Here is a 25,655-nt window from a genome sequence, read left to right on the forward strand (position 1 = left end):
GAGCCATAACGATTGTCACCCCGCGACGGCAAGAACCCGGTGTTGCCCGGCGACCAAACCGTGTTCGCGGATGGCACCGAACATCACGAGGCCGAACCCCGGAGCATCATCGGACAGCCGGACCGAATGCACGCCCAGATCGCGCAATATCCATGCCACGATCTGCGAAACCCGCTCCGCACCCAACGCGTCGCGCGTCGACAATCCGCAGGCGCCGACCGGACCCGGTGGGCGCAGGTACACGATCATGCCGCTGCCCCGAGCAGTCATCGTCGTCACCGCGCGATGGAGGTCGTCGGCGCAGCAACAACCCAACGACCCGAACACGTCTCCGGTCAGACATTCGACGTGCACGTGTAACGGCATCGGGCGATCCGAATCGGCGGCGCCGATGATCGCCACGAGATGTTCGCCGCCGCCGTGGGTGTCACGAAAACCGATGGCGCGCGACGTCACTGCACCCAGGGGCAGCAGGGTTTCGGCTGACCGGACGACCTGCGGTTCGGTGCGCCGCCGGAACTGTGCGAGATCGGGGATCGAGATCACACCGAGCCCGTGCCTGTCGGCGAACTCGATCGACTCGGCCTCGTCGGCGATCGCCCCGACGCGCTCGCCCGACACGATCTCGCAGAGGACGCCCGCGGGTCGCCGGCCTCCGAGCCGGGCGAGGTCCACCGCCGCCTCCGCCACCGCCGGTTGTGCCAACACGCCGTCCGCATCGGCCAGGACGGGCACGACGTGGCCGGGACGCCGGAAATCCGAGGGTGACGACGCCTGCGCGGCGAGCGCCACGATGGTAGCGGCGCGGTCGGTCGCCGAGATGCCGGTGCCAACCCCGCCCCAATCGACCGCGACACGCTGCGTGGCGCCGAGGTGGCCGCCGTTGCACACCGGCGGCAAGTCGAGCCGGTCGCACTCGGTGCCCGGCAAGGCGATTCGGACATAGCCGGAGGTGTGCCTGACGGTGAAGGCGAGCAGTGTGGAGGTCGCGGTCTCGGCGGCGAAGACGAGGTAGCCCTGCGCGGCATCGTCTGTCACCACGACAGGACGGCCCGCGCCTACGGCTGCGATCGCGCGCCGCACCCGTACATCTGAGGTTCTCATCCGCGCTCCCCCGCTGTTGCCGCGACGGCGAGTCGGCGAAACCGGCTGCCGTGAAAAACAAGTGGTGGGGTGTCCGGATCGGCGCTGAGTTCGCAGATCTCCAGTAGCGCGATGGTGTGGTCGCCCGCAGGGAGCTCGGAGTGCAGGCGGCAGTCCAGCCACGCCGTGGCCCCGTGGACGAACACCGCCCCCTTGGACTGTTCAGTCCAGCGCACCCCCGCGAACCGGTCCCCGACCTTTCGTGACAGCGAAAGGCAGGCGTCACTGTGGTGCTCGGCCAGCACACTGACACCAAGCCTCTCGCACTCGCGCAACCTCGGCCATGTGGTCGAGGTGTTCTGCACGCAAATCGACACCAGCGGCGGGGCCACCGAAACCGTGGTGAACGAGCTGGCCGCCATGCCGACCGGCTCACCGTCGATGCTCGCGCAGACGGCGATCACCCCGGACGGGAAACACCCGAAGACGCGACGCAATGTCGAGTCGTCGAGTTGGCGGGAGTGGACTGGATGCATGTCTTTTCGTCCGTGCCTTGCCGTTAGCGCAGCCCGTGCAGGAAGTCGAGCAGCAGCCGGTTGATCTCCTTGGGCTCTTCCTGCTGAATCCAGTGTCCGACCTCGGCCACCATGTGGGTGCCGCAGTAGTTCGGCATCATTTCCTCGGCGCGTTCGGTCGCTTCGGCTCCCCATGTGGTGCCGACGTCGTACTGCCCGCCGATGAAGACGGCGGGCGGGGTGAGTGGCTTGCCGGCCTGGTCGGCCAGGTCGTGCCAGTCGTTGTCGATGTTGTGATAGAAGCTCAGCGGCCCGCCGAAGCCGGAGCGCTCGAATTCGCCTGTGTAGAAATCGAGATCCTCATCGGTGAACCAGTCCGGCATCTTCTCCGGATACACGAAGGCGTCCTTGAGGCGCGCCCCCTCGGGCATGCACAACGGGCCCGCGCGGATCACGTCGAGCGGATCCATGGCCGCCAGATCGATCCCTTCCGCCTCGGCGGCACGCGTGGCGGCGCTCACGGCATCGCCCGAGACCGTGTAGGTGAGTCCGAGGAGCCAGGTGCGCAGGTCCTCTTCGATCTCCGCGATGATGCCGTCCTGCGCTGAGAAGTAATCCTGGTACCACACCCTGCCCGGTCCGGCGATCTCGAGGTGATAATCGTTCGGGCGTTGCTCTCCGAAAGGGCTGCCCGGCAGGGCAATGACACCACGTCCGGCGAAGGGACAACTGAGCCCGGCGACTCCGGCACATCTGTCTGGGTGCAGCCAGGCGAACGTCCACGCGACCGGGGCACCCCAGTCGTGTCCGACCACGATCGCCTGCTTCTCGCCGTACGCGTCGATCACGCCGAGGATGTCGCCGACGAGTTCTTTGATGCGATAAGCGGACTGCACGCGGAACTTCGACGATTGCCCGTAGCCTCGCTGATCGATCGCCACCACGCGGTACCCCGCCGCCGCGAGCGCGGGTATCTGATGGCGCCACGAGTACCACGACTCGGGAAAGCCGTGGACCAGCACCACCAACGGACCCTCGCCCTCTTCCACGGCGTGGATCCGGGTGCCACGGCAGTCGAGCATCCGATGAATCTGCGGCATGCGAGTCGCCTCTCCTTGTTGTGGTTCAGTGTGTGGGGGTTGCCGCCTACCCGACGGCGATTTCCTCGGGACGGTCCAGCCGATCGGCGACGGGCACGGTCCGATCGGAGTAGTTGCGCGCGATCAGCGTCTGCTGCCCGGACAACCTCGTGCGCGCCCATTTGCCGAGCACACGGCCCGCGACCTTCGGCATCATCAGGGCCGCGGGCGGTTTGACGAGGTGAACGACCGCGAGGAACTCACGATAGGTATCGAGGTCGTCGTGTACCAGTTCGAGGACGCGGTCCATGTACCAGGTGAGCGCACCGAAATAGAACGGGCGTTTGTCACGCACGCCCTTGATCCAGTCGAAGCGCAGGTTCTGCTCGCGGATCACGAACCAGGCCGTATCGGCCATCTTGCTGATCTTGCGGTAGTAGCGGCGCGGCAGGTCGTGATGTCCCGCGCCGTATTTAGCGAGCAACAGCTGCATCTCGCGGACTTCCTTGAGCGCCAGGCTCATACCCAGCCCCGACACGGGGTCGGCGCTGGTGTAGGCATCGCCGACGACCAGCAGGGCACGCGGGAGGTTGCGCATCTTCTCGTACCGCAGCCGCAGCATGTTGGGGTAGCGGAAGTTGTAGATCGGCGACGCGGGCTCCAGCCCGTCGATGTTCTCACCCACGACCGGTGAGGGCATCCGGTCGGCGAACTCGCGGAACTCGCGTGCGGTACGTGGTGGCGAGTAACAGTTGTAGGCGACAAGAGACGTGGACAATATGGTGCGTGAGCTGTCCGTGTAGTACTGCGCGGCGTAGGTGTCCTCGTAGGGGCGGTAGGCGTAACAGATCACCATCACCTTGTCGTCCCACTGCCGCTCCGGCGGGACGTGGTGCTGCATGGTGGAGTAGAAGCAGTTGATGATGTCCTGCTCGACCTCAGGGGCGCCGATCCCTACGTGCTCCAGGAATTCCGGTATGCGCGTGTTCTTCCCGGATGCGTCGACAACGAACTCGGCCGGCACCACATCAAGGACGCCGTCACGGTCCACCGCGACACCGATGACGCAATTGGCGTCGCGGTCGTAGACGAGGTCACCGACCTCGGCCTCGTAACGGAACTCGATGCGGGGTTCGTCGTCGAGCCGACGCCGCACGCACCATTCGAGCAGCGGGCGGCCGGCGCACACGATCTGAATGTCACTGGTGCCGGGCTTTTTCCAGGTGCCACCGAGCCGGATGCGGTATTGGTCTGCCATATCGACCTTGAATGCACCCTCGGCCACCATGTCGTCGACGATGCCCGGAAAAATCCGTTCCAGCTCGATCTGTCCCGCGGTGAGCAGATGATGGAGGTGCCAGCCTTGGGCCGCGCCAGGCCGGCCCTCACGGCGGGAGTGACGGCCGTCCTTCTCGAGCACGATCACCCGGTCGAACGTCTCAGTCAGCACCTTGGCCGCCGCGATACCGGCGATGCTACCGCCGATGACAACGGCGGTGCCGCGACCGTCACGTCGCACCTGCGTCAGGTCGAGCTCGGCGTAGTCCAGGCGCGCCGGGGTACGCCTGCGCGCAGCCCCACTCGCCACAAACTTCTCGTAATACAGACCGACGCGATGAATACCATTGTTGTCGAGCCAGTTTCGCGTCGCGTCGACCATGGGTGCTGGGCCGCAGAGGTAGACGTCGGCGTCGCCGTCACTCAGCATGGACTCGTCGAGCAGATCGGTGACCAGCCCGACGGGGCCGTCCCAGCCGGCGTCGGATTGGGACACGATGGTGTGCAGCCGAAGGCCGGGGATGCGTCGCGCGAGTTCGTCGAGTTCGTCCTGCTTGCAAAGGTCCTCGGCGGCGGTCACGCCATACAGCAGATGCACCGGTTGCCCGATGTCACTGTCGAGGCTCTGAGCCATGGCCAGGATCGCCGACAGCCCGGTGCCGCCGGCCACGAGGATGACGGGCCGCACGATCGGCCGCAGATAGAAGCCGCCCTTACTGCACCGCAACGCGATTCGGTCACCCGGTTTGGCGCGATCGCGCACATAGTTCGACATCACGCCGTCGGGCAGCAACCGAATGATGAACTCCAGTTCGGTGCGGCCGTCGTCGGGATGCGCGAAGGAGTAATTTCGCCACACATCGGTTCCCGGGACCCGCAGCTGAGCGAATTGGCCCGCCTTGAACGTGATCGAGTCGTCGATGCCCGAGGTATCGATCCGCAGAATCGCGGTGGTGCCCGACAGCCGCTGCACACTGGTCACCACACCCTCTCCGGTGACCAGTCGCGCCGCGTTGTCATCGGCCGGATACTGCAGATCGATGACGCAATCGGTATCGGCGAACGTCTGGCACGTCAAGACCTTTCGCGCTGAGCGCTCGACGTCCGACAGGCCTTCAGTGCGCCCCATCTGATAGTCACCCGAGGCGCACGTGGCGACGCACGTTCCGCAGATGCCGCTCTGGCACTCGTTGACGATCGAGACACCGTGCTCTTCCGCCGCATCGAGAATCGACTGGTCTGGCCGTCCCGGCATCGTCTTCTGCGTGCCGTCCGAATATCGCACCGTGATCTGATGAGCTTCCACGCCAGTGCCCTTTCCTACCCGTGCTCGACGTCAGACGACCGCGCCCGCCGGCTTTTTCGCGATGCGCGCGTTCAGCCGCGGCATGACTTCCTCCGCGAGTAGCCGCATCGACTCCTTCCACGGTCCGGGGTCCTCGCTGTAGTCGAACCCGAGGATGAGCAGGTGACCGAAACCGCCGACCTGGTCGTAGGTCGCCTCCAGTTTGTCCACGACCGTCTCGACCGAACCCACCACAAATGTGTTCTCGGCCAGGTACTCCGGCGTGACGTCGGCATCGGGCACCGCGGGGTCGTGCTTGTAGAACTTCGTCATGCCCATCGTCTTGAAGGTCGGCAGTACGTACTCGCGCATGTTGCGGCCGAGCATGCCGTCGACGGCGTAGCGGAACGCCTTCTCGTCGGTCTCCGCCACAACGACCTCGCGCACCAGTCGCCATTCACGGCGATCGGGAGTACGCCCGCTGCGGGCCGCCCCTTCCAGCACGGCATCCCAGTGGGTGGCCACGTAGTCGGTGTTCAGATCGAGGCTCATCGGTATGTAGCCGCGTTCGCCCGCGAGTTTGAGGGTTTCCGAACCGGCGCTGAAGCCGGTGACACCGATCGGCGGGTGCGGCGACTGGAACGGCTTGATGTGACGGCGCATCAGGCCGTCGTACATCGGCGCAATCCCGTTGGCGTTCCAGTACTTTCCGCGGTGCTCCCACGGTCCGTCCTCGGTCCAGATGCGCAACATGATTTCGAGCGCCTCACGCGTCATCTCGCGATGCTCACCGTTGTGGCCGTCCACGTCGAACAGGGCCCAGTCCCCTGGGATGCCGCTGGCGCCGACACCGAGCATGAACCTGCCCTGCGCGAGATGGTCGAAATATGCGACGCGATGCGCCAATTCCACCGGGTGGTGGTACGGCAACAGGTGCGCACCCGGCGCCAGCTTGATCCTCTTCGTGCGCTGCAGCGCCTGCGCCAGCAGCAGGTCCGGCGCACAGATCGGCTCCCACGGCACGGTGAAGTGCTCACCGACCCACGCCTCGACGTAACCCAGCTGGTCGGCGAGCTCGATTATGTCGAGATCCCACTGGGTGGCGTCGAACAGGCTTCGCTCCGGCGGGTGTGCCGGCATGAGGAAAATTCCGATCTCCATCTTCAACCCTTCTGGGATGCTTCGGTACCGCCGACTGCGATGTACAACACAGTACTAGCAAGATACATCATTGAGCGCAAGCATCAGTTTGCATCGTGATTTACGTCTCTGAAGTTTTTGATAGCGCGTATTGGCTATGGACATATTGCGGTCGCGCCGCGTAATCTCGCCAACGTCAAGCACCCAAACGCCTGGTCACCGCGATCGAGCGGCCGCGCGGCCTGATGCACCGAAAGAAGGGAGTGATCCGTGTCGGATTTCGACTACATCGGATACGAGGTCATCGACGGGGGGCAGATCGCCGTCATCACGCTCGATCGGCCCAAGCAGCGCAACGCGCAGAACCGCGGAATGCTCGTCGAGCTGGGCTGCGCATTCGAGCTGGCCGAATCGAACGACGAGGTGCGAGTGGTGCTGCTGCGGGCCGCGGGGTCGTCGTTCTCCGCCGGTCACGACCTGGGCTCCACCGACGATGTCCGGGAACGCTCACCAGGCCCCGACCAGCACCCGACCTACCAGTGCAACGGCGGAACGTACGGCGGAGTCGAGTCCCGCAACCGTCAGGAGTGGCACTACTTCTTCGAGAACACCAAGCGCTGGCGCAATCTGCGCAAGATCACTGTCGCCGAGGTCCACGGCATGGTCCTGTCGGCCGGACTGATGCTGGCATGGTGCTGTGACCTCATCGTCGCCGGTGAGGACACCGTTTTCGCCGACGTCGTCGGCACGCGGCTGGGCATGTGCGGCGTCGAGTACTTCGGCCACCCGTGGGAGTTCGGGCCCCGCAAGGCGAAGGAACTGCTGCTCACCGGCGACTCGCTGGATGCCGACGAAGCCCACGCCATCGGCATGGTGAGCAAGGTGTTCCCCAACGACGAGCTGGCCGATCGCACCGTCGAGTTCGTCCGCCGCATCGCCAAGTTGCCGACCCTCGCGGCCCTCCTGATCAAGGAATCGGTGAATCAGACCGTCGACGCGATGGGCTTTTCGACGGCGCTCGACGCCTGCTTCAAGATCCATCAGCTCAATCACGCGCACTGGAGCGAAGTGACCGGCGGGGAGTTGTCCTACGGGACGGTCGACTACGGACTCGAGGACTGGCGCATCGCACCCGAGATCCTGCCCGCGGCCAAGCGGCGGCCCTGATCGATGGACGTCGAGTACCCGCAACAAGCAGAGGCGTTCCGGGACCGGATCCGCACGTTCCTCGCCGAGCACCTTCCGCAGAGCTGGCCGGGCGGCGGTGCGCTGGCGCCGGAAGACCGGGAGACTTTCGCACATCGGTGGCGCCAGATCCTCGCGGACCGCGGACTGGTCGCCGTGTCCTGGCCGAGGGAATATGGCGGAGCCGGCCTGTCCGTCATCGAACAGGTCGTCCTGGCAGAGGAATTCGCCCGCGCCGGCGCACCGGAACCTCCGGAGAACGACCGGTTCGGAATCGAGCTGATCGGCAACACGCTGATCGCACTTGGTTCCGAGGAGCAGAAGAGGCACTTTCTGCCGCGGATCCTGTCCGGCGAGGACCGTTGGTGTCAGGGTTTCTCCGAGCCCGAGGCAGGCTCCGACCTGGCGTCGGTGCGGACGAGGGCCGTGCTCGACGGCGACGAGTGGGTGGTCAACGGCCAGAAGATCTGGACATCCGCAGGCGCATGCGCAAACTGGATTTTCGTGCTGGCGCGCACAGCTCCCGATGCACCGAAGCACAAGGGACTTTCACTGCTGCTGGTCCCGATGGACCAACCGGGCGTCGACGTGCGCCCGATCGTCAACGCTGCCGGGCATGCCTCGTTCAGCGAGGTGTTCCTGACCGACGCCCGAACCCCGGCAGCCAACGTGGTCGGCGGGATCGGCCGCGGGTGGCCGACCGCGATGACGCTGCTCGGCTTCGAACGCGGCGCGCAGATCACCACCGCGGCCATCGACTTCGGGAGGGACCTCGAGCGGTTGAACGACCTCGCCAGAGCGCGTGGATTGCACACCGACCCGCATATCCGCGACGGACTGGCGTGGTGCTATTCGCGGGTCCAGATCATGCGTTACCAGGGCTACCGCGGTCTGACGCAGCTGCTGGACGGCCGGCGTCCCGGCCCCGACGCCGCGATCAGCAAGGTCATCTGGAGCGAGTACTTCAGGCGCCACACGGAGCTGGCCGCCGAGATCCTCGGCGTCGAGACGCTCGGGCCGGAAGGTCCGGGCAACGGTGCGGCGCTGATAGTTCCGGAGGCGGGCACACCCAACTCGGCGGCCTGCTGGATGGACGAACTGCTCTACGCGCGTGCCGCGACGATCTACGCCGGTAGTTCTCAGATCCAGCGCAATGTGATCGGTGAGCAACTGCTCGGGCTGCCCAAAGAACCACGGCCTCACGCGGCCGCAGGCGGGAATCGGTGACATGGACTTTCGTTACAGCACAGAACAAGACGACTTTCGCGCATCACTGAACGGTTTTCTCCGTGACGCCGCACCGCCCGCCATGATCCGCGGCGCCGCGGGCCACGACCCCCAGCTCTGGAAGCGGATGTGCAACGAGCTGGAGCTGCCGGGGTTGCACGTTCCGCTCGAATACGGCGGTGCGGGTGGCACCTTGCTCGAGGCGGCGGTCGCGTTCTCCGAGCTCGGCCGGGCACTGACGCCGGTTCCGTTGGCGGCCACGACCTTTGCAGTCGAAGCGGTGTTCCGCACCGGTGACGAGGAGCAGCGTCGCAGACTGCTGAAGGGAATGCTCTGTGGAGACCAGGTCGGCGCGCTCGCGGTGGCAGCCCATGGCGACACCGACCCCGCGACGGCACGGGTGCGCGCCGAATGGCAGGGCGGCACCGTCCTCACCGGCGTATGCGGGCCGGTCCTGCACGGTTCGGTCGCGGACCTGTTCATCGTGCCCGCGGTGGCCGACGGTGTGGTCGCCCTGCACGTGGTGGCAGCGGATGCGCCGGGGGTGACTCTCGTGAACCTGCCGTCCTTCGACGTCACACGACCCGTCGCCAGGCTGGAACTGGCGCACGCTCCCGCCGAAGCGCTGTCCGCGGGGTCACCCGAGGATATCGAGCGGGTGATGGACATCGCACGGGTGCTGCTCGCCGCGGAGATGCTCGGCGGCGCCGAGGCCTGTCTCACGATGGCGGTCGAATACGCCCGCACCCGAAAGCAGTTCGATCGCCCGATCGGATCCTTTCAGGCGGTCAAGCACGCCTGTGCCGAGATGATGATCGAGATCGATGCGACGCGCACGGCTGTGATGTACGCCGCGATGAGTGCCGCGGACGACGCGGAACTGCGGATCGTCGGCCCGCTGGTGAAGGCGCAGGCCGCCGACACCTTCGCGCTGTGCGCCGGTTCCGCCATCCAGGTGCACGGCGGTATCGCCTTCACTTGGGAGCACGACCTGCACCTGTACTTCCGACGCGCCAAGACGACCCAGGCGCTGTTCGGTGGAAGCACACATCATCGCCTGCTGCTCGCCGACCGCGCGGGTCTTTGATCCTCACTCGCAAAGGAGCAATGATGACCACGCTCGTATCCCCCTGCACCGGCATCACGCTCAGCGATGTCCTGCGCAGGCATGCCGGTGTCCGACCCGACAAGGTCGCGTTCGTCGATCCGCGACGACGGTGCACCTTTTTCGAGCTGGACGACCGGGTGACACGGCTGGCCAACGCGCTGTCCGCCCGCGGTATCGGCCATGGCGATCGGGTGGCCGTCCTCGGATACAACAGCATCGAACTCGTCGAGTCCTGGCTTGCCGCATTGCGTCTCGGCGCCATCGCGGTACCCGTGAACTTCCGGATGGTGGCCGACGAGATCGCATATGTGCTCTCGGACAGCGGTGCGGCGGCCGTGTTGGTGGACATCGCGCTCGCGCCGGCGGTGGAAGAGGCATGTGCCAAGGCTCCGTCGGTAGACACGGTCATCACCATCGGCGGTGATATGGACGACATCATCGCCGCCGCCGACAGTGCTGTCGCTGAGGTCACGGTCGACGACGAGGCGCCCGCCTTCATCATGTACACGTCGGGGACGACAGGCTTCCCCAAGGGCGCTGTCCTCACCCACCGCAACCTTTATCTGCACGCCTTCAGTTCGATCGCCACCCTGGGAAACCGCGATGACGACGACTGTTGGATGGCAGTGGCGCCGCTGTTTCATACGGCCGGTGTGTCCGGGATGCTGCCGATGTTCCTCAACGGCCGCACCGCGGTCATTCCCCCCTCGGGCGGGTTCGACCCCGCCGCGATCGTCGCCACGATCGTCGAGGAACGCGTCACCTCGTGCTGGATGACGCCGGCTCAGTGGCAGATCGTCTGCGCCATGCCCGATCTCGGCTCCCGGGATCTGTCCCGCCTGTGCCGCGTGTGGTGGGGTGCCGCGCCTGCGTCGACGACGCTGCTGCGAACCATGATCGACGCGTTCCCGCACGCCGAGATCATCGCCGCGTTCGGTCAGACCGAGTGCAGCCCCATCACGTGTCTGCTCCGTGGCGAGGACGCGCTGCGCAAGATCGGCTCGGTGGGCACGCCGATGCTCAACGTGGAGACGCGGATCGTGGACGACCAGATGAACGATGTCGCCCAGGGCGAGGTCGGCGAGATCGTCTATCTGGGCCCACTGGTCATGAAGGAGTACTGGAACAAGGCCGACGAGACGGCAGAAGCGTTCCACGGCGGGTGGTTTCACTCCGGCGACCTGGTCCGCCAGGACTCCGACGGCTACATCTATGTGGTCGACCGCAAGAAGGACATGATCATCTCCGGCGGGGAGAACATCTACTGCGCCGAGGTGGAGAACGTGCTCGCCACCTGTCCCAAGGTCGCCGAGGTGGCGATCATCGGGGTACCCGATGTGAAGTGGGGCGAGACGCCCTTGGCCGTGATCGTCCCGCGCGACGCTGCCGATCCTCCGACCGACGACGACATCGAAGCGCATTGCCGGCAGCACCTCGCCCCCTACAAGCGCCCGCGTCGCCTCGCGATCGTCGACACGTTGCCGCGCAACGCAAGCGGGAAGGTCCTGAAGACTCGGCTGCGCGAGGAATACGGTGCCGCCGAGTCCGGTACCCAGGCGTATGCCATGGGACCGACCGACACTCCCCTGCTTGACGAGACGATCGGGGCGAACTTCGAGCGGACCGCCACGACGTATCCCGACGCGGAGGCCCTGGTCGACGTCGCAGGCGGCCGGCGCTGGTCCTATGCCGAACTGAACGCCGAGATCGACTTGGTCGCACGGGCGTTGATCGCAAGCGGTATCGAGCGCGGTGATCGCGTCGGCATCTGGGCGCCCAACTGCCCGGAATGGACCATCCTCCAGTACGCGACCGCCAAGATCGGCGCGATCCTGGTCGCCGTCAACCCCGCCTACCGCACCCACGAGCTGGCGTATGTGCTCCGCCAGTCGGGCACGCGACTCTTGGTGTCAGCGAGCGCGTTCAAGACCTCCGACTACCGCAGCATGGTCGGCGAAGTGCTGCCGGAAACACCCGACGTGACCGGGGTCGTCTTCTTGGACACCGGCGACTGGGACGCCCTGCGGGCCCGCGCCAGTCAGGTGTCGGCGGCCGACTTGCGGACGCGAATGGACAGCCTGCAGCCCAGCGATCCGATCAACATCCAATACACCTCGGGGACAACGGGTTCCCCCAAGGGCGCCACCCTGTCACACCACAACATCCTCAACAACGGGTTCTTCGTCACCGAGCTGATCAACCTCGGCCCCGGCGAACGGCTCTGCATCCCGGTGCCCTTCTATCACTGCTTCGGCATGGTGATGGGCAATCTCGGGTGCACCACCCACGGCGCCACGATGGTCATTCCCGCGGCAGGATTCGACCCGGCCGCGACGTTGGAGGCGATCGAAAAGGAGCGCTGCACCGCCCTTTACGGCGTACCGACGATGTTCATCGCAATGCTCGGCCACCCCGATCTCGGCGAGCGTGACCTTTCATCGCTGCGGACCGGCATCATGGCCGGGGCGACCTGCCCGATGGAGCTGATGAAGCGGTGCGTCAACGAGCTGAACATGTCCGAGCTGGCGATCGCCTACGGCATGACGGAAACGTCGCCGGTGTCCTGCCAGACGCTGATCGACGACGACCTGGACCGCCGCACCTCCACCGTGGGGCGGGCGCATCCGCACGTAGAGATCAGGATCGTCGACCCCGAAACCGGTCACACCGTGAAACGTGGTCAGCCAGGCGAGTTTTGCACCAGGGGCTATTCGGTGATGCTGGGCTATTGGAACGACGACGACCGCACGCGCGAGGCCGTCGATGTCGACGGCTGGATGCACACCGGTGATCTGGCGGTGATGCGGGACGACGGGTACTGCATGGTGATCGGTCGCATCAAGGACATGGTGATCCGCGGCGGCGAGAACGTCTATCCGCGCGAGGTCGAGGAGTTTCTGCACACCCACCCCGACATCGATGACGCTCAGGTGATCGGCGTTCCCGACGAGAAGTACGGTGAAGAGATCTGCGCCTGGATCAGGATGCGGGCCGGCCGCACACCACTGGACGCCGACGCCGTGCGGGCGTTCGCATCCGGAAAGCTCGCGCACTTCAAGATTCCGCGCTATGTACACGTCGTCGACGAGTTCCCGATGACGGTGACCGGCAAGGTCCGCAAGGTCGAGATGCGGACCGAGACGGTACGGCTCTTGGGGTTGGAAACCTAGTTCGAAGGCTGCGGCGGCCGGGCGGGCGCGTCGCGGCGCGCATGCCACCGCAACCGAAGCATCAGCAGGCCCCGGTGCGCACGCCACCCCGCAGACAGCGGGTCGCGCCAGACCGGCGCGTGCCGTTTCGGATCGGGTTCGATATGCACGAATCCATTGTGCCGTCTGTGCCCGCAGCCGTCATTCGCGGCGCACTGCCTACGAGGTGAACAGCGACCGAACTGTAATCCGCGAAGGGCCCCGTGACCTCCGTCGCGGGGCTCTTCTGAGCGCGGTTATGCGCCTTTACCGCGCAGTTCGTGCGACAACGCCTCGAGCTCGTCACCGCCGGCCATCTCCTGTGTGAGGTGCTCGAGCGTGATGTCGTCGTATGTGCAGTCCAGCTTCTGACGACCCCGGTTGAGCAGCACGAAGTGGTCACCCACCATGTGCGCGTGATGCGGATTGTGTGTGATGAACACCACGCCGAAACCGGCCTCTTTGGCGGCGGTGATGTACTTCAACACCACCCCTGACTGCTTGACACCCAGTGCCGCGGTCGGCTCATCGAGGATGAGCACTCGCGCACCGAAGAACACGGCCCGCGCGATCGCCACGCATTGCCGCTGACCACCGGAGAGCGAGCCGATGGGCACGTCGACGTCGGGCAGTTCGATGCCCATCTTCGCAAGTTCGGACAACGTGGTGGCACGCATCGCGTTCGAGTCCAACGAGAACGGAAAGGACTTCTTCCGAAGCTCTTGGCCGAGGAAGAAGTTGCGCCACACCGGCATCAGCGGCACGACGGCCAGATTCTGATAGACCGTCGCGATCCCCTTGCCCAGTGCATCTTTCGGTGATGCGAGGCGGGCGGGCTCACCGTCGACGAGCAGTTCGCCCTCGCTCGGCGGGTGGTACCCGGCGATGATCTTGATCAGCGTGGACTTGCCTGCGCCGTTGTCGCCGAGAATCCCCGTCACCTCGCCGGCGTGTACACGTAGCGAGATGTCTTTCAGCGCAGTGATGTTGCCGTACATCTTGCCGATGCTCTTCAGCTCGACCAGCGGCACCTTGCCTCCGGACGGAGCTTCTTCGACATGTTGGTCAACGGTTGCGGTCATGGTTCACCTCTTAGCGGCGTAGTTGCGGAATGCGTTGTTGGCGATGACCGCGAACAGCAGCATCACGCCCATGAAGAACTTGAACCAGTCTGGTTCCCAGCCTGCATAAACGATGCCCTGCTGCACCATGCCGAAGATGAACGCGCCGATCGCGGCACCGATGGCCGTCCCGTATCCGCCCGTCAGCAGACACCCGCCGATGACGGCAGCAATGATGTAGATGAACTCCTGCCCCACTCCCTGGCCGGACTGAACAGTGTTGTACGAGAACAGAAGATGCATGCCGGAAAACCATGCCGCGAACCCGACGAACATGAAAAGCCCGATCTTCACCGCGGTGACGGGCACGCCGACAGCACGCGCACTTTCCGCGTCGCCACCGACGGCGAAGATCCAGTTACCGATCTTGGTCTTGAACAGCACGTAGGTCGCGATCAAGGTGAACAGCAGCCACCACAGCACCGTGATGCGCACGGGCACCCCGAAGATCGTCAGCGTCGACGCGAACACGGCACGGGCGGACTCCCAGCCCTGCATATCGCTCACGCTGGGCGTGGCGACAGCCCCGGAAACCCATTTGGTCACGGCGATATTCGCACCGGTCAACATCAACAGGGTCCCGAGCGTGATCAGGAAGCTCGGGATCTTGGTTCTCATCACCATGTACCCGTTGAAGAATCCGACGGCGAGCGACAGGATGAGCGCCAAACCCGCCCCCGCCCACAGGTTCAGATGAAAGTTCCAGGCCAGCATGGACGCCGCCAGGGAACCTGTGGTGACCGCGACGCCGGCCGACAGGTCGAACTCACCGCCGATCATCAGCAGGGCGACTGCGCACGCCATGATTCCGATGGTCGAGCTGCCGTAGAGCACTGTGGCCAGCGATTCGGCCGACCTGAACGGCGGCGCCATGATGAAGAAGAAGATGAAGATGATGACCGCGCCGATCAGCGCACCCATCTCGGGGCGAATCAGCATCCGTTGTATGCGGTTTCGCTCTTTGACACGTTCGTCGCGAACGACCTTACGTTCGGCGAGGTCGACTCCGGTACTGGTACTCATCAGTGCACTTCCTTCTTCGCGCAAGTCCTCATCAGCGGGTTCCGCCCTTCGCAAACTCGGCCACGGCGTCGACGTTCGTCTTGTCGATGAACGCCGGACCGGTCAGGGTCTCCTTGCCGCCCCCGATCACGTTGCCGTTGTTCAGGTACAGCCACAGCGAGTCGATCGACAGATAACCCTGCAGGAACGGCTGCTGATCGACGGCCCATTGCACGCTGCCGTCCTGGATCGCGCTGACGAGCGCGGCGTTGGTGTCGAAGGTGCCGATCCTGGCGTTGCTGCCCGCGTTCTTCGCCGATTGCACAGCGGTCAACGCGAACGGCGCCCCCAGCGTCACCACGTAGTCGACGCTCGGGTCCTGTTGCAGCTTCGCGGTGATCGTCGATTCGACCGACGGCATGTCCTTGCCGTTGACGTTGAGGTTCTCGGTCGCGGGGAAATTGCTCTTCACACCGGCACAGCGGTCTTCGAGGCCGACGTGCCCCTGTTCCTGAATGACACAGAGCACCTTCTTCGCGCCGTCCTGCTTGAGCCGGTCCCCAGCGGCCTGGCCCGCGATGAACTCGTCCTGCCCGAAGAACTCCTTGACACCCATTTGCTGCCAGGCGTCGCCGCCTGCGTTGAACGCGACGACGGGAATGCCCTTGGCCTCTGCGGCCGCGACGGCGGCACGCATCGCATCGGGCTTGGCGAGCGTGAGCGCAATGCCATCGACTCCGCTGTCGATCGCGGTCTGTACGAGGTTGGCCTGGTTGGGCGCTTCAGGATCGTTCGAATAGCGCAGCTCGATGTTGTCCTTCTTCGCCGCGGTCTCTGCGCCCTTGCGGATCAGATCCCAGAACGAGTCACCCGGCACTTCGTGGGTGATCATCGCGATCGTCGCGCGCGGCGTGTCGACGGTGCCGCCGCCCATCCCGCCTTCGCTCTCCCGCGGCTTACCGCCGGTGGACGAACACGACGCGATTCCCAGTACGAGCACGGTCACCCCGGCCATCGCCGCGAGCCGACTAATCCTCATTGAATCTCCTTGCCCTTTGCGTGCGACGTAGCACACCTCAAGGATCGATGTAATACGCCTCACAGCAGAAAGTCAATAGTTTGTCCTGACATTAGGACTGCACATCAAATGTTAGGGTTCCGCTCGTGGCGCCCACAGCGAAGGAGGCGAGGTTGCCATGGCAGAGTTTGAGCTTGCGGTCTGTTCGGAGATGGTCTTCACGGAGCTACCGATCCTCGAACGGGTGCGCCGAATCCACGAGATGGGCTTCGCCGTCGAGATCTGGAGCTGGCACGACAAAGACCTCGATGCGCTCGCGGCCACCGGCGCCCGCTTCACCTCGATGACGGGTTACCTGCACGGCGATCTGATCGATCCCGCCAGCGCCGAAGAGGTGGTCCGCACCGCGGAGCTCTCTATCAAAGCCGCTGAGACACTGGGTGTTCCGCGACTCAACCTGCATACCGCCGAGCTCGACGGCGAAGGAAACGCCGTGCGACCGCGGCAGCGCGCGATCGGCGAGATGTGGCTGACCGCGCTGCGCACCCTCGAGCGCATCGGTGATCTCGGAGCCGAGGCCGGCGTGCAGTTCTGCGTCGAGAACCTCAACACGATCGTCGATCATCCCGGCATCCCGCTGGCCCGCGCCAAGGACACGTTGGCCCTGATCGCGGGCGTGGCACATCCGAACGTGAAGATGATGCTCGACCTGTACCACGCCCAGATCGGCGAGGGCAATCTCATCGAGCTGATCCGTCGTTGCGGCGATGCGATCGGCGAGATCCAGGTGGCCGACGTCCCCGGACGCTGCGAGCCCGGAACCGGTGAGATCAACTACCCCGCTATCGCAAAGGCGCTGCGCGAGGTCGGCTTCACCGGCACCATCGGCATGGAGGCGTGGGCATCCGTCGACAGCATCGAAGGCAGTGAAGCGGCACTGGAAGCCTTTCGGGCCGCGTTCTCGTGACCCGCGAGAAAAGCTAGCGGTCGACCAAGGTCGTGTCGAAGTAGTACCGCGACGCGCGGTAGCAGTGTGTACCGAACTCGACCGCAGTGCCCGAGTCGTCGAACGCGGTCCGCGCCATGGTCAGAAGGGGAGCGTTGAGTTTCTCCCCGAGCAGGCGAGCCTCGGTGCGCGTGGCACCCTTTGCCCCGATGCGCTGACGCGCCAGGCGGATGTGCACGCCGCGCGAACGCAGCGACTGATACAGGCCGACGGTCTCGAGCTCGTCCGCTTCGGGCGCGATCTCGACCGGAAGGTGGTTGATCATCACCGCGAGCGGTTCGCCGTTGGCACATCGCAGTCGGTGGATGGTGACGACCTCGCGGTCCTCGGAGATGCTGAGCTCGCGCGCGATCTCCTCGTCGGGCTTGCCAACGGAGTACTCGAGCAACTGAGTTGTCGGTTCCTGGCCGGCGCGGGCGAGGTCGTCGAAAAGGCTTGTCAGCTCGACGCGCCGGTGAACCGGATTCTGTACGACCTGCGTGCCAACACCGCGCTTGCGAACCAGCAGTCCCTTGTCGACGAGCTCCTGGATCGCACGCCTCGTCGTAGGCCGCGAAAGCGTCAATCTCTTCGCCAACGCCAGCTCATTCTCGAAACGGTCACCGGGCGCGAGTTCGCCATCGCGTATCGCCGCCTCGATGGCCTGAGCGAGCTGATAGTAGAGAGGAACAGGGCTTGACCTGTCGAGCTCCACTGTCAGGGACACGTTGTCTCCGATCTGCTGAGGGATCAGACAAAGAGTAGCTGAATCCTAGCACCCTATGATCGAAAGATAGAATGTCAGGACAAACTATTGACATGGCCGAGTGAGGACGGGCACAGTCATATACAGCCATCCCCTACTCGTGGAGAGCCGACCCTTGACGACTACACAGCCACATGACGTACTCGCCATCGGGCGCTGCGGCGTCGATGTTTATCCGCTGCAGATCGGGGTGGGCCTGCAGGATGTCGAGACTTTCGGCAAGTTCCTCGGCGGCAGCGCCGCCAACGTCGCGGTGGCCGCGGCACGCCTCGGTAACCGCTCGGCCCTGATCTCCGGTGTGGGCGCCGACCCGTTCGGAAAGTTCGTCAGCAACGAATTGGCCCGCCTCGGCGTCGACAACCGCCACGTGGTGACCAACGACGAATACCCGACGCCCGTTACCTTCTGCGAAATTTTCCCACCCGACGACTTCCCCCTGTACTTCTACCGTCGCCCCAAGGCACCGGACCTGCAGATCAGTGCTGATGACATCGATACCGAGGCCGTACACTCGGCGCGGCTCTACTGGTCGACCGTGACCGGGCTGTCCGAAGAGCCGAGCCGCAGTGCGCATTTCGCGGCATGGTCGGCTCGCGACGAGCGCTCGCGCGAAGAGGATCAGCACCGCGACCGGGCGCCGCTCACAGTCCTCGACCTCGACTACCGCCCGATGTTCTGGGACTCCCCCGCCGCCGCCACCGAACAGGTCCAGCGGGCCCTGCAGCATGTCACCGTCGCGGTGGGCAACCGCGAGGAGTGCCAGATCGCCGTCGGTGAATCCAACCCGCACAAGGCCGCCGATGCGCTACTGGACCTCGGCGTCGAGCTGGCGATCGTGAAGCAGGGGCCGCGCGGCGTCCTTGGCAAGACCAAGCGCAGCTCGGTGACGGTGCCACCCAACGAGGTCGACGTCGTCAACGGCCTCGGCGCCGGGGATGCGTTCGGCGGCAGCCTGTGTCACGGCCTGCTGCACGGCTGGTCGCTGGAGAAGACCCTGCGCTACGCCAACGCCGCGGGTGCCATCGTCGCCTCCCGGCTGGAGTGCTCGACCGCGATGCCGACCGCCGCCGAGGTGGCCGAGCTCGCCGAACGTACAGCGGCGGAGGCCGTCAATGTCTAGATCACTGTCCGGCGCACTATGCACCGACTACGCGGCGATCACCGAGCTGCGTGCCACCGATCCCGGGGCGATAGCCCGCGCATGGCAGAACCGCGTCACGCGCCCGACCATCAGGGGCAACGGCCGTCTGATGATCGTGGCCGCCGACCACCCCGCCCGCGGTGCACTCGCCGTCGGCACTCGCCCGACCGCGATGAACAGCCGCACCGACCTGCTTGACCGGCTGCGCGCGGCGCTCGCCGATCCCGGCGTCGACGGCGTCCTGGCCACCTCCGACATCCTCGACGACCTGGTGTTGCTCGGCGCGCTCGAGGACAAGGTCGTGTTCTCGTCGTTCAATCGCGGCGGGCTGGCCGGCGCGTCCTTCGAACTCGACGACAGGATGACGGCCGCCACAGCGGCGTCGACCACCGCAGCGAAGATGAACGGCGGAAAGATGTTGTGCCGCATCGATCTCGATGACCCTGGCACCGTCGCGACCATGGCGGCGTGCGCACGCGCCGTTGACGAGCTGGCCGCAAACGGACTCATCGCGATGCTGGAACCGTTCATGTCGTCCCGCGTCGATGGGAAGGTCCGCAACGACCTGTCCCCCGACGCAGTGATCAAGTCGATTCACATCGGCCAGGGCATCGGCTCGACGTCGGCCTACACGTGGATGAAGCTCCCGGTCGTTGACGAGATGGACCGCGTGATGGAGGCGACGACGCTGCCCACACTGCTGCTGGGCGGCGACCCGACCGATCCCGACGAAGCATTCGCGAGTTGGGAGAAGGCACTGGCGCTACCGTCGGTGCGGGGGCTCATCGTCGGACGAACGCTGCTCTATCCACCGGACGACGACGTGGCCTCCGCCGTCGCGACCGCCGTATCGATGGTGAGGTGACCATGCACAGCAAGCTCTACATTCCGGCGCGCAGCGCGACGCCGCCGTTCACGGTCGACATCACGCCGGAGTCCGCCGGTTGGTCCGAATCCTCCCTACAGGTCTTGGAAATAGGTGGGCACTGGGCATCTGACCGTGCCGAACTGACCACCGGTGACACCGAGGTGATGATTCTGCCGCTGGCGGGCGGCGGCGCCGTCGAGTGCAACGGTGAGGTATTCGAGCTGGCGCCTCGGGCGTCGGTGTTCGACGGGCCGTCCGACATGGTCTACATCGGCATCGACCAGACGTATGTCATCGCCGGTGAAGGCCGGTTCGCGATCTGCGGCGCCCGGGCCAAGACGTCGTTTCCCAACCGCCGCGTCGCCGCCGCCGATGTGTCGGTCGAACTGCGCGGCACCGGCAACTGCAGCCGCCAGGTCCACAACTTCGGCACCGCAGGGGTTTTCGAGGCAGATTCGCTGATCGCGTGTGAGGTCATCACTCCCGGCGGCAACTGGTCGAGTTATCCCGCGCACAAGCACGACGAAACCACGCCCACCGAAACCGAACTCGAGGAGATCTACTACTTCGAGTTTTCGCCAGGCCCTTCCATAGAAGGCACAGCTTCACGCGGATTCGGCTACCACCGCGTGTACGGGACACCGGACCGTCCGATCGAGGTACTCGAAGAGGTGCGGACCGGCGATGTGGTGCTGGTGCCCCACGGATATCACGGACCGTCGGTCGCGGCGCCGGGGTACCACATGTACTACCTGAACGTCATGGCCGGACCCGGCGCCGAACGTGCCTGGAAGATCGTCGATGACCCGGAGCACGCCTGGCTCCGCGGCACCTGGGAAGACCAGGCCGTAGATCCCCGTCTCCCGCTACACAAGACAGGAGCCTAGCCGTGGTCTCCACCGCACCGAAGCGGGCCGAGAAGACGCCCGACACCGAGGGCACCGTCCGACTTACCGTGGCGCAGGCGACGATTCGCTTCCTGGCCAACCAGTACGTCGAACGCGACGGTGAGCGCACCAAGTTCTTTGCGGGCGCCTTCGGCATCTTCGGACACGGCAACGTCGCGGGCCTCGGCCAAGCACTGCTGCAGGACGAGGTCGAGGCCTGCGAAGCCGGCAGAGAACCGGGACTGAAGTACGTGCTCGGCCGTAACGAGCAGGCCATGGTGCACAGCGCCGTCGCTTATGCTCGGCAGAAGGACCGGCTGCAGACGTGGGCTGTCACCGCCAGTGTCGGACCCGGCTCGACGAACATGCTCACCGGCGCGGCCTTGGCGACCATCAACCGGCTGCCGGTTCTGCTGCTGCCTGCCGACACCTTCGCGACTCGTGTCAGCGCACCGGTGTTGCAGGAGCTGGAGCTGCCGTCGTCCGGCGATGTGACGGTCAACGACGCCTTCAAACCGCTGTCCCGCTACTTCGACCGGGTGTGGCGCCCCGAGCAACTTCCCGCCGCGCTGCTCGGCGCGATGCGCGTGCTCACCGATCCGGTCGAGACCGGCGCCGCCACGGTGTCCATCCCCCAGGACGTGCAGGCCGAAGCCCACGACTGGCCGGAATCGCTTTTCGCCGAACGGACCTGGCACGTCGCACGTCCGCTGCCCGAGAAGTCGGTCATCGCACGGGCGGCCGAGGTGATCCGTACGGCCCGCAAGCCGCTGATCGTCGCGGGCGGTGGCGTCGTATATTCCGCTGCGACCGAGGCGCTGGCCGCGTTGTGCGAGCAGACCGGCATCCCGGTGGGCATGAGCCAGGCAGGCAAGGGTGCGCTGTCGTACGACCATCCGCAATGTGTCGGCGCCATCGGATCGACCGGCACGACGGCGGCCAACGCGCTGGCCACGGAGGCGGATGTCGTCATCGGAATCGGCACGCGCTACAGCGATTTCACGTCCGCATCGCGAACCGCGTTCAACAACCCCGATGTCAAGTTCGTCAACATCAACGTGGCGTCGCTGGACGCGGTGAAACAGGGCGGAATCAGTGTGGTGGCCGACGCCCGCGAGGCCATTGAAGCACTGGGCCCGGCGCTCGGCGACTACCAGGTATCCGACGACTATCGGACTCGCGCCGCGGCACTGGCCAAGGAGTGGGACGACACCGTCACGGCCGCGTACACGGTCGAGGACGGCGCGGCGCTCAATCAGAGCCAGGTCATTGGTTTGGCCAACACGCTGAGCGACCCACGCGACGTCGTCGTCTGCGCCGCCGGCTCGATGCCGGGTGACCTGCACAAGCTCTGGCGGACAAGGGATCCGAAGGGATACCACGTCGAGTACGGCTACTCCTGCATGGGCTACGAGGTCGCGGGGGGCCTTGGGGTGCGGATGGCCGACGAAACCCGCGACGTGTTCGTCATGGTCGGCGACGGCTCCTACCTCATGATGGCCACCGAGCTGGTCACCGCAGTACAGGAGGGCATCAAGGTCATCGTCGTTCTGGTGCAGAACCACGGCTTCGCATCGATCGGATCGCTGTCGGAGGCACTGGGATCTCAGCGTTTCGGTACGGCGTACCGTTACCGCACCAGCGACGGCCGTCTCGATGGCGACACGTTGCCGGTGGATCTCGCGGCGAATGCGGCCAGCCTGGGCGCCGACGTCATCAAGGTCGGTACCGCCGCGGAGTTCGCCGACGCCGTGAAGGTGGCCAAAGCCAGCGAGCGCACCACGGTGATCCACGTCGAAACCGATCCTCTGATCGGCGCACCGGACAGCGAGTCCTGGTGGGACGTGCCGGTATCCGAGGTATCCACCCTGACTTCCACCCAGGAGGCGTACGAGAAGTACGCCGAATGGAAAAAGATCCAACGCCCCTTGATCAAGCCTAGTGACTGATAGGACGAATGACGTTGAGCACCATACTTGTTGGATCGGCACCCGACTCGTGGGGCGTATGGTTCCCCGACGATCCAGGCCAGACGCCGTACACCCGATTTCTCGACGAGGTCGCCGAGTCCGGCTACCAGTGGATCGAACTGGGACCCTACGGATACCTGCCGACCGACCCGAAGCAGTTGTCGGACGAGTTGGCCAAGCGCAGCCTCAAGCTGTCGGCGGGCACCGTCTTCGAGCATCTGCACCAGGACGATTCGTGGAATGCAGTGTGGAGGCAGATCGAGGACGTCGCGCGGCTGACCGCAGCAGTCGGCGGTAAGCACGTCGTCGTCATTCCGGAGATGTGGCGCGACCCGTCGACAGGGGCTGTCCTCGAGGACCGCAACCTCACGACCGAACAGTGGCGCAAGAAGACCGAGGGCATGAACGAACTCGGTAGGGCGATGTTCGAGAAGTACGGCGTTCGTGCCCAATACCACCCGCACGCGGACAGCCACGTCGATACCGAGGAGAACGTCTACCGCTTCCTCGACGGCACCGACGGCGAGTTCGTCAACCTCTGCCTGGACACCGGCCACATCAGCTACTGCGGCGGCGACAACATCGCGATCATCCGACGTGCCCCGGAGCGCATCGGTTACCTGCACCTCAAGCAGGTCGACCCCGAGGTGCGCGCGAAGGTGGAGGCCGAGGACCTTCCGTTCGGCGAGGCCGTCAAGCTCGGCGCGATGATCGAACCACCACTTGGCATTCCGGAGATGCCGCCGCTGCTGGCCGAGATCGAGAAGCTCGGCATCGACGTGTTCGCGATCGTCGAGCAGGACATGTACCCCTGCGAGGTCGACGCACCCCTGCCCATAGCCCAGCGCACCCGGTCCTATCTGGGTTCGTGCGGCGTCCCGACCGTTCAATTCAGCTAGGAGAACCGGTGTCAGACTTGCGTGTAGCCGTCCTCGGGGTCGGCGTGATGGGCGCCGATCACGTCGCCCGCCTCACCAGCAGGATTTCAGGGGCCCGCGTCTCGGTGGTCAACGACTACATCACCGAGAAGGCCGAACAGATCGCCGCAGACATCCCAGGGTGCCGTGCCATCGTCGACCCGCTCAACGCAATCGCCGACCCGGACGTCGACGCGGTCGTCCTCGCCACGCCGGGTCCGACGCACGAGAAACAACTGCTGGCCTGCCTGGAGCACGGCAAACCCGTGCTGTGCGAGAAGCCGCTGACCACCGACATCGAAACCTCGCTGGCCGTCGTGAAGCGCGAGGCCGAGCTGGGCAAGCGGTTGATTCAGGTAGGTTTCATGCGCCGCTTCGACCACGAGTACGCCCGGCTGAAGGCACTGCTGGACGGCGGGGAACTCGGCCGCGCCCTGGTGCTGCACTGTGCGCACCGCAACCCGGCAGTACCCCCGACGTTCGATAGCGCCATGGTGGTGCGTGACTCCCTCGTCCACGAGGTAGACGTCACGCGCTTCCTGTTCGACGAGGAGATCGCGTCCATCCAGATCGTCAAGCCCGCGGCGAACCCCGCTGCGCCACAGGGGCTTGCCGATCCACAGATCGCAATCATGCGCACCGTGTCCGGCAAGCACGTGGACGTCGAACTGTTCGTCACGACCGGGGTGGCCTACGAGGTGCGCACCGAGGTGGTGGCCGAAAAGGGCAGTGCCATGATCGGACTCGATGTCGGGCTGGTGCGCAAGAGTGCCCCCGGCCATTGGGGCGGCCAGATCACTCCCGGGTTCCGGGAGCGGTTCGGACAGGCCTACGACACCGAGTTTCAGCGCTGGGTCGACGCGGTGCGCTCAGGCTTCAACGTCGATGGTCCGACGGCATGGGACGGCTATGCCGCCGCCGCTGTCTGCGAGGCCGGCGTCGAGTCGCTCGACAGCGGGCTGCCCGTCGAGGTCACGATGGTCGACCGCGCCTCGATCAACGGAGCCTGACATGAAAATCGCACTTGATCCCACGCCGTTCCACCACGACTACGAACTGCTCGACTTCCCGAAGCTGGTCGCGGAGTTGGGCTATGAGCACCTGCAGCTGACGCCGCACCGGGACTTCATCCCGTTCTTCAATCATCCACGCGCCGACGATGATCTGGTCGCGAAGTTTCGCAAGGCATGTAGCGATGCCGGTGTGGGTATCGCGTCGGTGCTGCCGGTGCTGCGGTGGTCGGGGCCCGACGAGGACGCCCGCGAAGCTGCAGTGCGCAATTGGAAGCGCGTCGTGCAGATCACCGTCGATCTCGGGGTCAACGTGATCAACACCGAGTTCTCCGGCCGGCCCGAGAAACCCGAGGAATCCGAGCGGGCCTTCTTCCGGTCGATGGAAGAACTCGTACCGATCTTCGAACGCGAAGGCATCGACGTCCGAATCGACCCGCACCCAGACGATTTCGTCGAAGACGGCATGGAAGCGCTCCGGATCATCCGTGGCGTCAACTCGCCGAACATTGGCATGGTCTTCGTGGCGTGCCATGCCTTCCACATGGGCGGCAACATGACGGAGATCATGCGCGCCGCCGGTGAGCGCCTGCGACTGGTGCACGTCGCCGACACGATGGACCACCACCGCAGCCACGGCCTGCGCTACATCACGAATCCACCGGGCAATCCGGTGCGGGTGCACCAGCACCTGAAAATCGGCGACGGCGACATCGACTGGGACGACTTTTTCGGCGCCCTGGCCGACATCGGCTTCTACGACCGGCCGGACACCGTGATGGTGTCGTCGGTGTTCGCCGAAGACGAGGCCGCCCACGACGTCTCCCGCTACCAACTCAAGACCATGACCGAATACGTCTCCAAATTCACGGAAAGATAAAT

22 protein-coding genes are annotated in these 25,655 nt (G+C 65.2%); 12 read left to right on the forward strand and 10 right to left on the reverse strand.

The features are described from left to right. Window positions 1-15: 15 nt before the first annotated feature. The 5 genes from G6N42_RS11770 to G6N42_RS11790 are packed head-to-tail and all read right to left on the reverse strand — an operon-like array spanning window position 16 to window position 6,401. Window positions 16-1,104: a 3,4-dihydroxy-2-butanone-4-phosphate synthase gene (locus G6N42_RS11770; RefSeq protein ID WP_163729755.1), complete on the reverse strand. Its 1,089-nt coding sequence runs from the start codon at window positions 1,102-1,104 to the stop codon at window positions 16-18. Continuing rightward, window positions 1,101-1,619 (reverse strand): flavin reductase family protein, encoded by a 519-nt coding sequence (locus G6N42_RS11775; protein ID WP_163729756.1) that lies wholly within the window; start codon window positions 1,617-1,619, stop codon window positions 1,101-1,103. The genes G6N42_RS11770 and G6N42_RS11775 overlap by 4 nt, the downstream gene beginning before the upstream one ends. A 23-nt stretch (window positions 1,620-1,642) precedes the next feature. Further along, window positions 1,643-2,698 (reverse strand): alpha/beta fold hydrolase, encoded by a 1,056-nt coding sequence (locus tag G6N42_RS11780; protein WP_163729757.1) that lies wholly within the window; start codon window positions 2,696-2,698, stop codon window positions 1,643-1,645. A gap of 46 nt (window positions 2,699-2,744) precedes the next feature. Then, complete coding sequence (locus G6N42_RS11785; RefSeq protein WP_163729758.1) at window positions 2,745-5,261, reverse strand: FAD-binding oxidoreductase; 2,517 nt, start codon at window positions 5,259-5,261, stop codon at window positions 2,745-2,747. A gap of 30 nt (window positions 5,262-5,291) precedes the next feature. Beyond that, on the reverse strand, window positions 5,292-6,401 hold the full coding sequence (locus G6N42_RS11790) for an LLM class flavin-dependent oxidoreductase (RefSeq protein WP_163729759.1): 1,110 nt from the start codon (window positions 6,399-6,401) through the stop codon (window positions 5,292-5,294). A gap of 249 nt (window positions 6,402-6,650) precedes the next feature. Between G6N42_RS11790 and G6N42_RS11795 the strand changes: the two genes are divergently transcribed. Genes G6N42_RS11795 through G6N42_RS31715 form a run of 4 tightly spaced genes read left to right on the forward strand, consistent with a single transcriptional unit; the run spans window position 6,651 to window position 13,070 of the window. After that, window positions 6,651-7,547, forward strand: a complete 897-nt coding sequence (locus G6N42_RS11795) for an enoyl-CoA hydratase (protein ID WP_163729760.1) — start codon at window positions 6,651-6,653, stop codon at window positions 7,545-7,547. Between the two features lie 3 nt (window positions 7,548-7,550). After that, complete coding sequence (locus tag G6N42_RS11800; RefSeq protein WP_163729761.1) at window positions 7,551-8,792, forward strand: acyl-CoA dehydrogenase; 1,242 nt, start codon at window positions 7,551-7,553, stop codon at window positions 8,790-8,792. A 1-nt stretch (window position 8,793) separates the two neighbouring features. Further along, the gene (locus G6N42_RS11805; RefSeq protein ID WP_163729762.1) at window positions 8,794-9,879 is read left to right on the forward strand and encodes an acyl-CoA dehydrogenase family protein; all 1,086 of its coding nucleotides are present in this window, start codon (window positions 8,794-8,796) and stop codon (window positions 9,877-9,879) included. A gap of 23 nt (window positions 9,880-9,902) precedes the next feature. Next, window positions 9,903-13,070 (forward strand): long-chain-fatty-acid--CoA ligase, encoded by a 3,168-nt coding sequence (locus G6N42_RS31715; RefSeq protein ID WP_163729763.1) that lies wholly within the window; start codon window positions 9,903-9,905, stop codon window positions 13,068-13,070. Here the strand turns inward: G6N42_RS31715 and G6N42_RS11815 are convergent. The 4 genes from G6N42_RS11815 to G6N42_RS11830 form a co-directional block, all read right to left on the reverse strand. Beyond that, complete coding sequence (locus tag G6N42_RS11815) at window positions 13,067-13,219, reverse strand: hypothetical protein (protein ID WP_163729764.1); 153 nt, start codon at window positions 13,217-13,219, stop codon at window positions 13,067-13,069. The two genes, G6N42_RS31715 and G6N42_RS11815, sit on opposite strands and share 4 nt — an antisense overlap. 126 nt (window positions 13,220-13,345) lie before the next feature. Then, window positions 13,346-14,170, reverse strand: a complete 825-nt coding sequence (locus G6N42_RS11820) for an ATP-binding cassette domain-containing protein (protein WP_163729765.1) — start codon at window positions 14,168-14,170, stop codon at window positions 13,346-13,348. Between the two features lie 3 nt (window positions 14,171-14,173). Then, the gene (locus G6N42_RS11825) at window positions 14,174-15,232 is read right to left on the reverse strand and encodes an ABC transporter permease (protein ID WP_163729766.1); all 1,059 of its coding nucleotides are present in this window, start codon (window positions 15,230-15,232) and stop codon (window positions 14,174-14,176) included. Window positions 15,233-15,263: 31 nt separating this feature from the next. Beyond that, window positions 15,264-16,250, reverse strand: coding sequence for a substrate-binding domain-containing protein (locus G6N42_RS11830; RefSeq protein WP_163729767.1), 987 nt, complete (start codon window positions 16,248-16,250; stop codon window positions 15,264-15,266). 157 nt (window positions 16,251-16,407) lie between these two features. On the opposite strand from G6N42_RS11830, the gene G6N42_RS11835 reads away from it, so the two are divergent. Next, window positions 16,408-17,196 (forward strand): TIM barrel protein, encoded by a 789-nt coding sequence (locus G6N42_RS11835; protein ID WP_163729768.1) that lies wholly within the window; start codon window positions 16,408-16,410, stop codon window positions 17,194-17,196. A 13-nt stretch (window positions 17,197-17,209) separates the two neighbouring features. Here the strand turns inward: G6N42_RS11835 and G6N42_RS11840 are convergent, their stop codons facing one another. Next, window positions 17,210-17,941, reverse strand: coding sequence for a GntR family transcriptional regulator (locus tag G6N42_RS11840; protein ID WP_163729769.1), 732 nt, complete (start codon window positions 17,939-17,941; stop codon window positions 17,210-17,212). A gap of 154 nt (window positions 17,942-18,095) precedes the next feature. On the opposite strand from G6N42_RS11840, the gene iolC reads away from it, so the two are divergent. Genes iolC through G6N42_RS11875 form a run of 7 tightly spaced genes read left to right on the forward strand, consistent with a single transcriptional unit; the run spans window position 18,096 to window position 25,653 of the window. After that, window positions 18,096-19,100 (forward strand): 5-dehydro-2-deoxygluconokinase, encoded by a 1,005-nt coding sequence (iolC, locus tag G6N42_RS11845; RefSeq protein ID WP_163729770.1) that lies wholly within the window; start codon window positions 18,096-18,098, stop codon window positions 19,098-19,100. After that, window positions 19,093-19,986: a Cgl0159 family (beta/alpha)8-fold protein gene (locus tag G6N42_RS11850; RefSeq protein ID WP_163729771.1), complete on the forward strand. Its 894-nt coding sequence runs from the start codon at window positions 19,093-19,095 to the stop codon at window positions 19,984-19,986. The genes iolC and G6N42_RS11850 overlap by 8 nt, the downstream gene beginning before the upstream one ends. A gap of 2 nt (window positions 19,987-19,988) precedes the next feature. Next, the gene (iolB, locus tag G6N42_RS11855; RefSeq protein ID WP_163737378.1) at window positions 19,989-20,876 is read left to right on the forward strand and encodes a 5-deoxy-glucuronate isomerase; all 888 of its coding nucleotides are present in this window, start codon (window positions 19,989-19,991) and stop codon (window positions 20,874-20,876) included. A 2-nt stretch (window positions 20,877-20,878) separates the two neighbouring features. Continuing rightward, window positions 20,879-22,825, forward strand: a complete 1,947-nt coding sequence (gene iolD, locus G6N42_RS11860; protein WP_163729772.1) for a 3D-(3,5/4)-trihydroxycyclohexane-1,2-dione acylhydrolase (decyclizing) — start codon at window positions 20,879-20,881, stop codon at window positions 22,823-22,825. 14 nt (window positions 22,826-22,839) lie between these two features. Next, on the forward strand, window positions 22,840-23,745 hold the full coding sequence (locus G6N42_RS11865; RefSeq protein ID WP_163729773.1) for a sugar phosphate isomerase/epimerase family protein: 906 nt from the start codon (window positions 22,840-22,842) through the stop codon (window positions 23,743-23,745). 8 nt (window positions 23,746-23,753) lie between these two features. Continuing rightward, entirely contained in the window at window positions 23,754-24,773 is a 1,020-nt protein-coding gene (locus G6N42_RS11870; protein WP_163729774.1) for a Gfo/Idh/MocA family protein, read from the forward strand. Between the two features lies 1 nt (window position 24,774). Next, window positions 24,775-25,653 carry a sugar phosphate isomerase/epimerase family protein gene (locus G6N42_RS11875; protein ID WP_163729775.1) on the forward strand — a complete coding sequence of 293 codons (879 nt, stop codon included), beginning with the start codon at window positions 24,775-24,777 and terminating at the stop codon, window positions 25,651-25,653. Window positions 25,654-25,655: the final 2 nt, after the last annotated feature.

The sequence above is a fragment of the Mycobacterium gallinarum genome (assembly GCF_010726765.1).
Taxonomy (GTDB): domain Bacteria; phylum Actinomycetota; class Actinomycetes; order Mycobacteriales; family Mycobacteriaceae; genus Mycobacterium; species Mycobacterium gallinarum.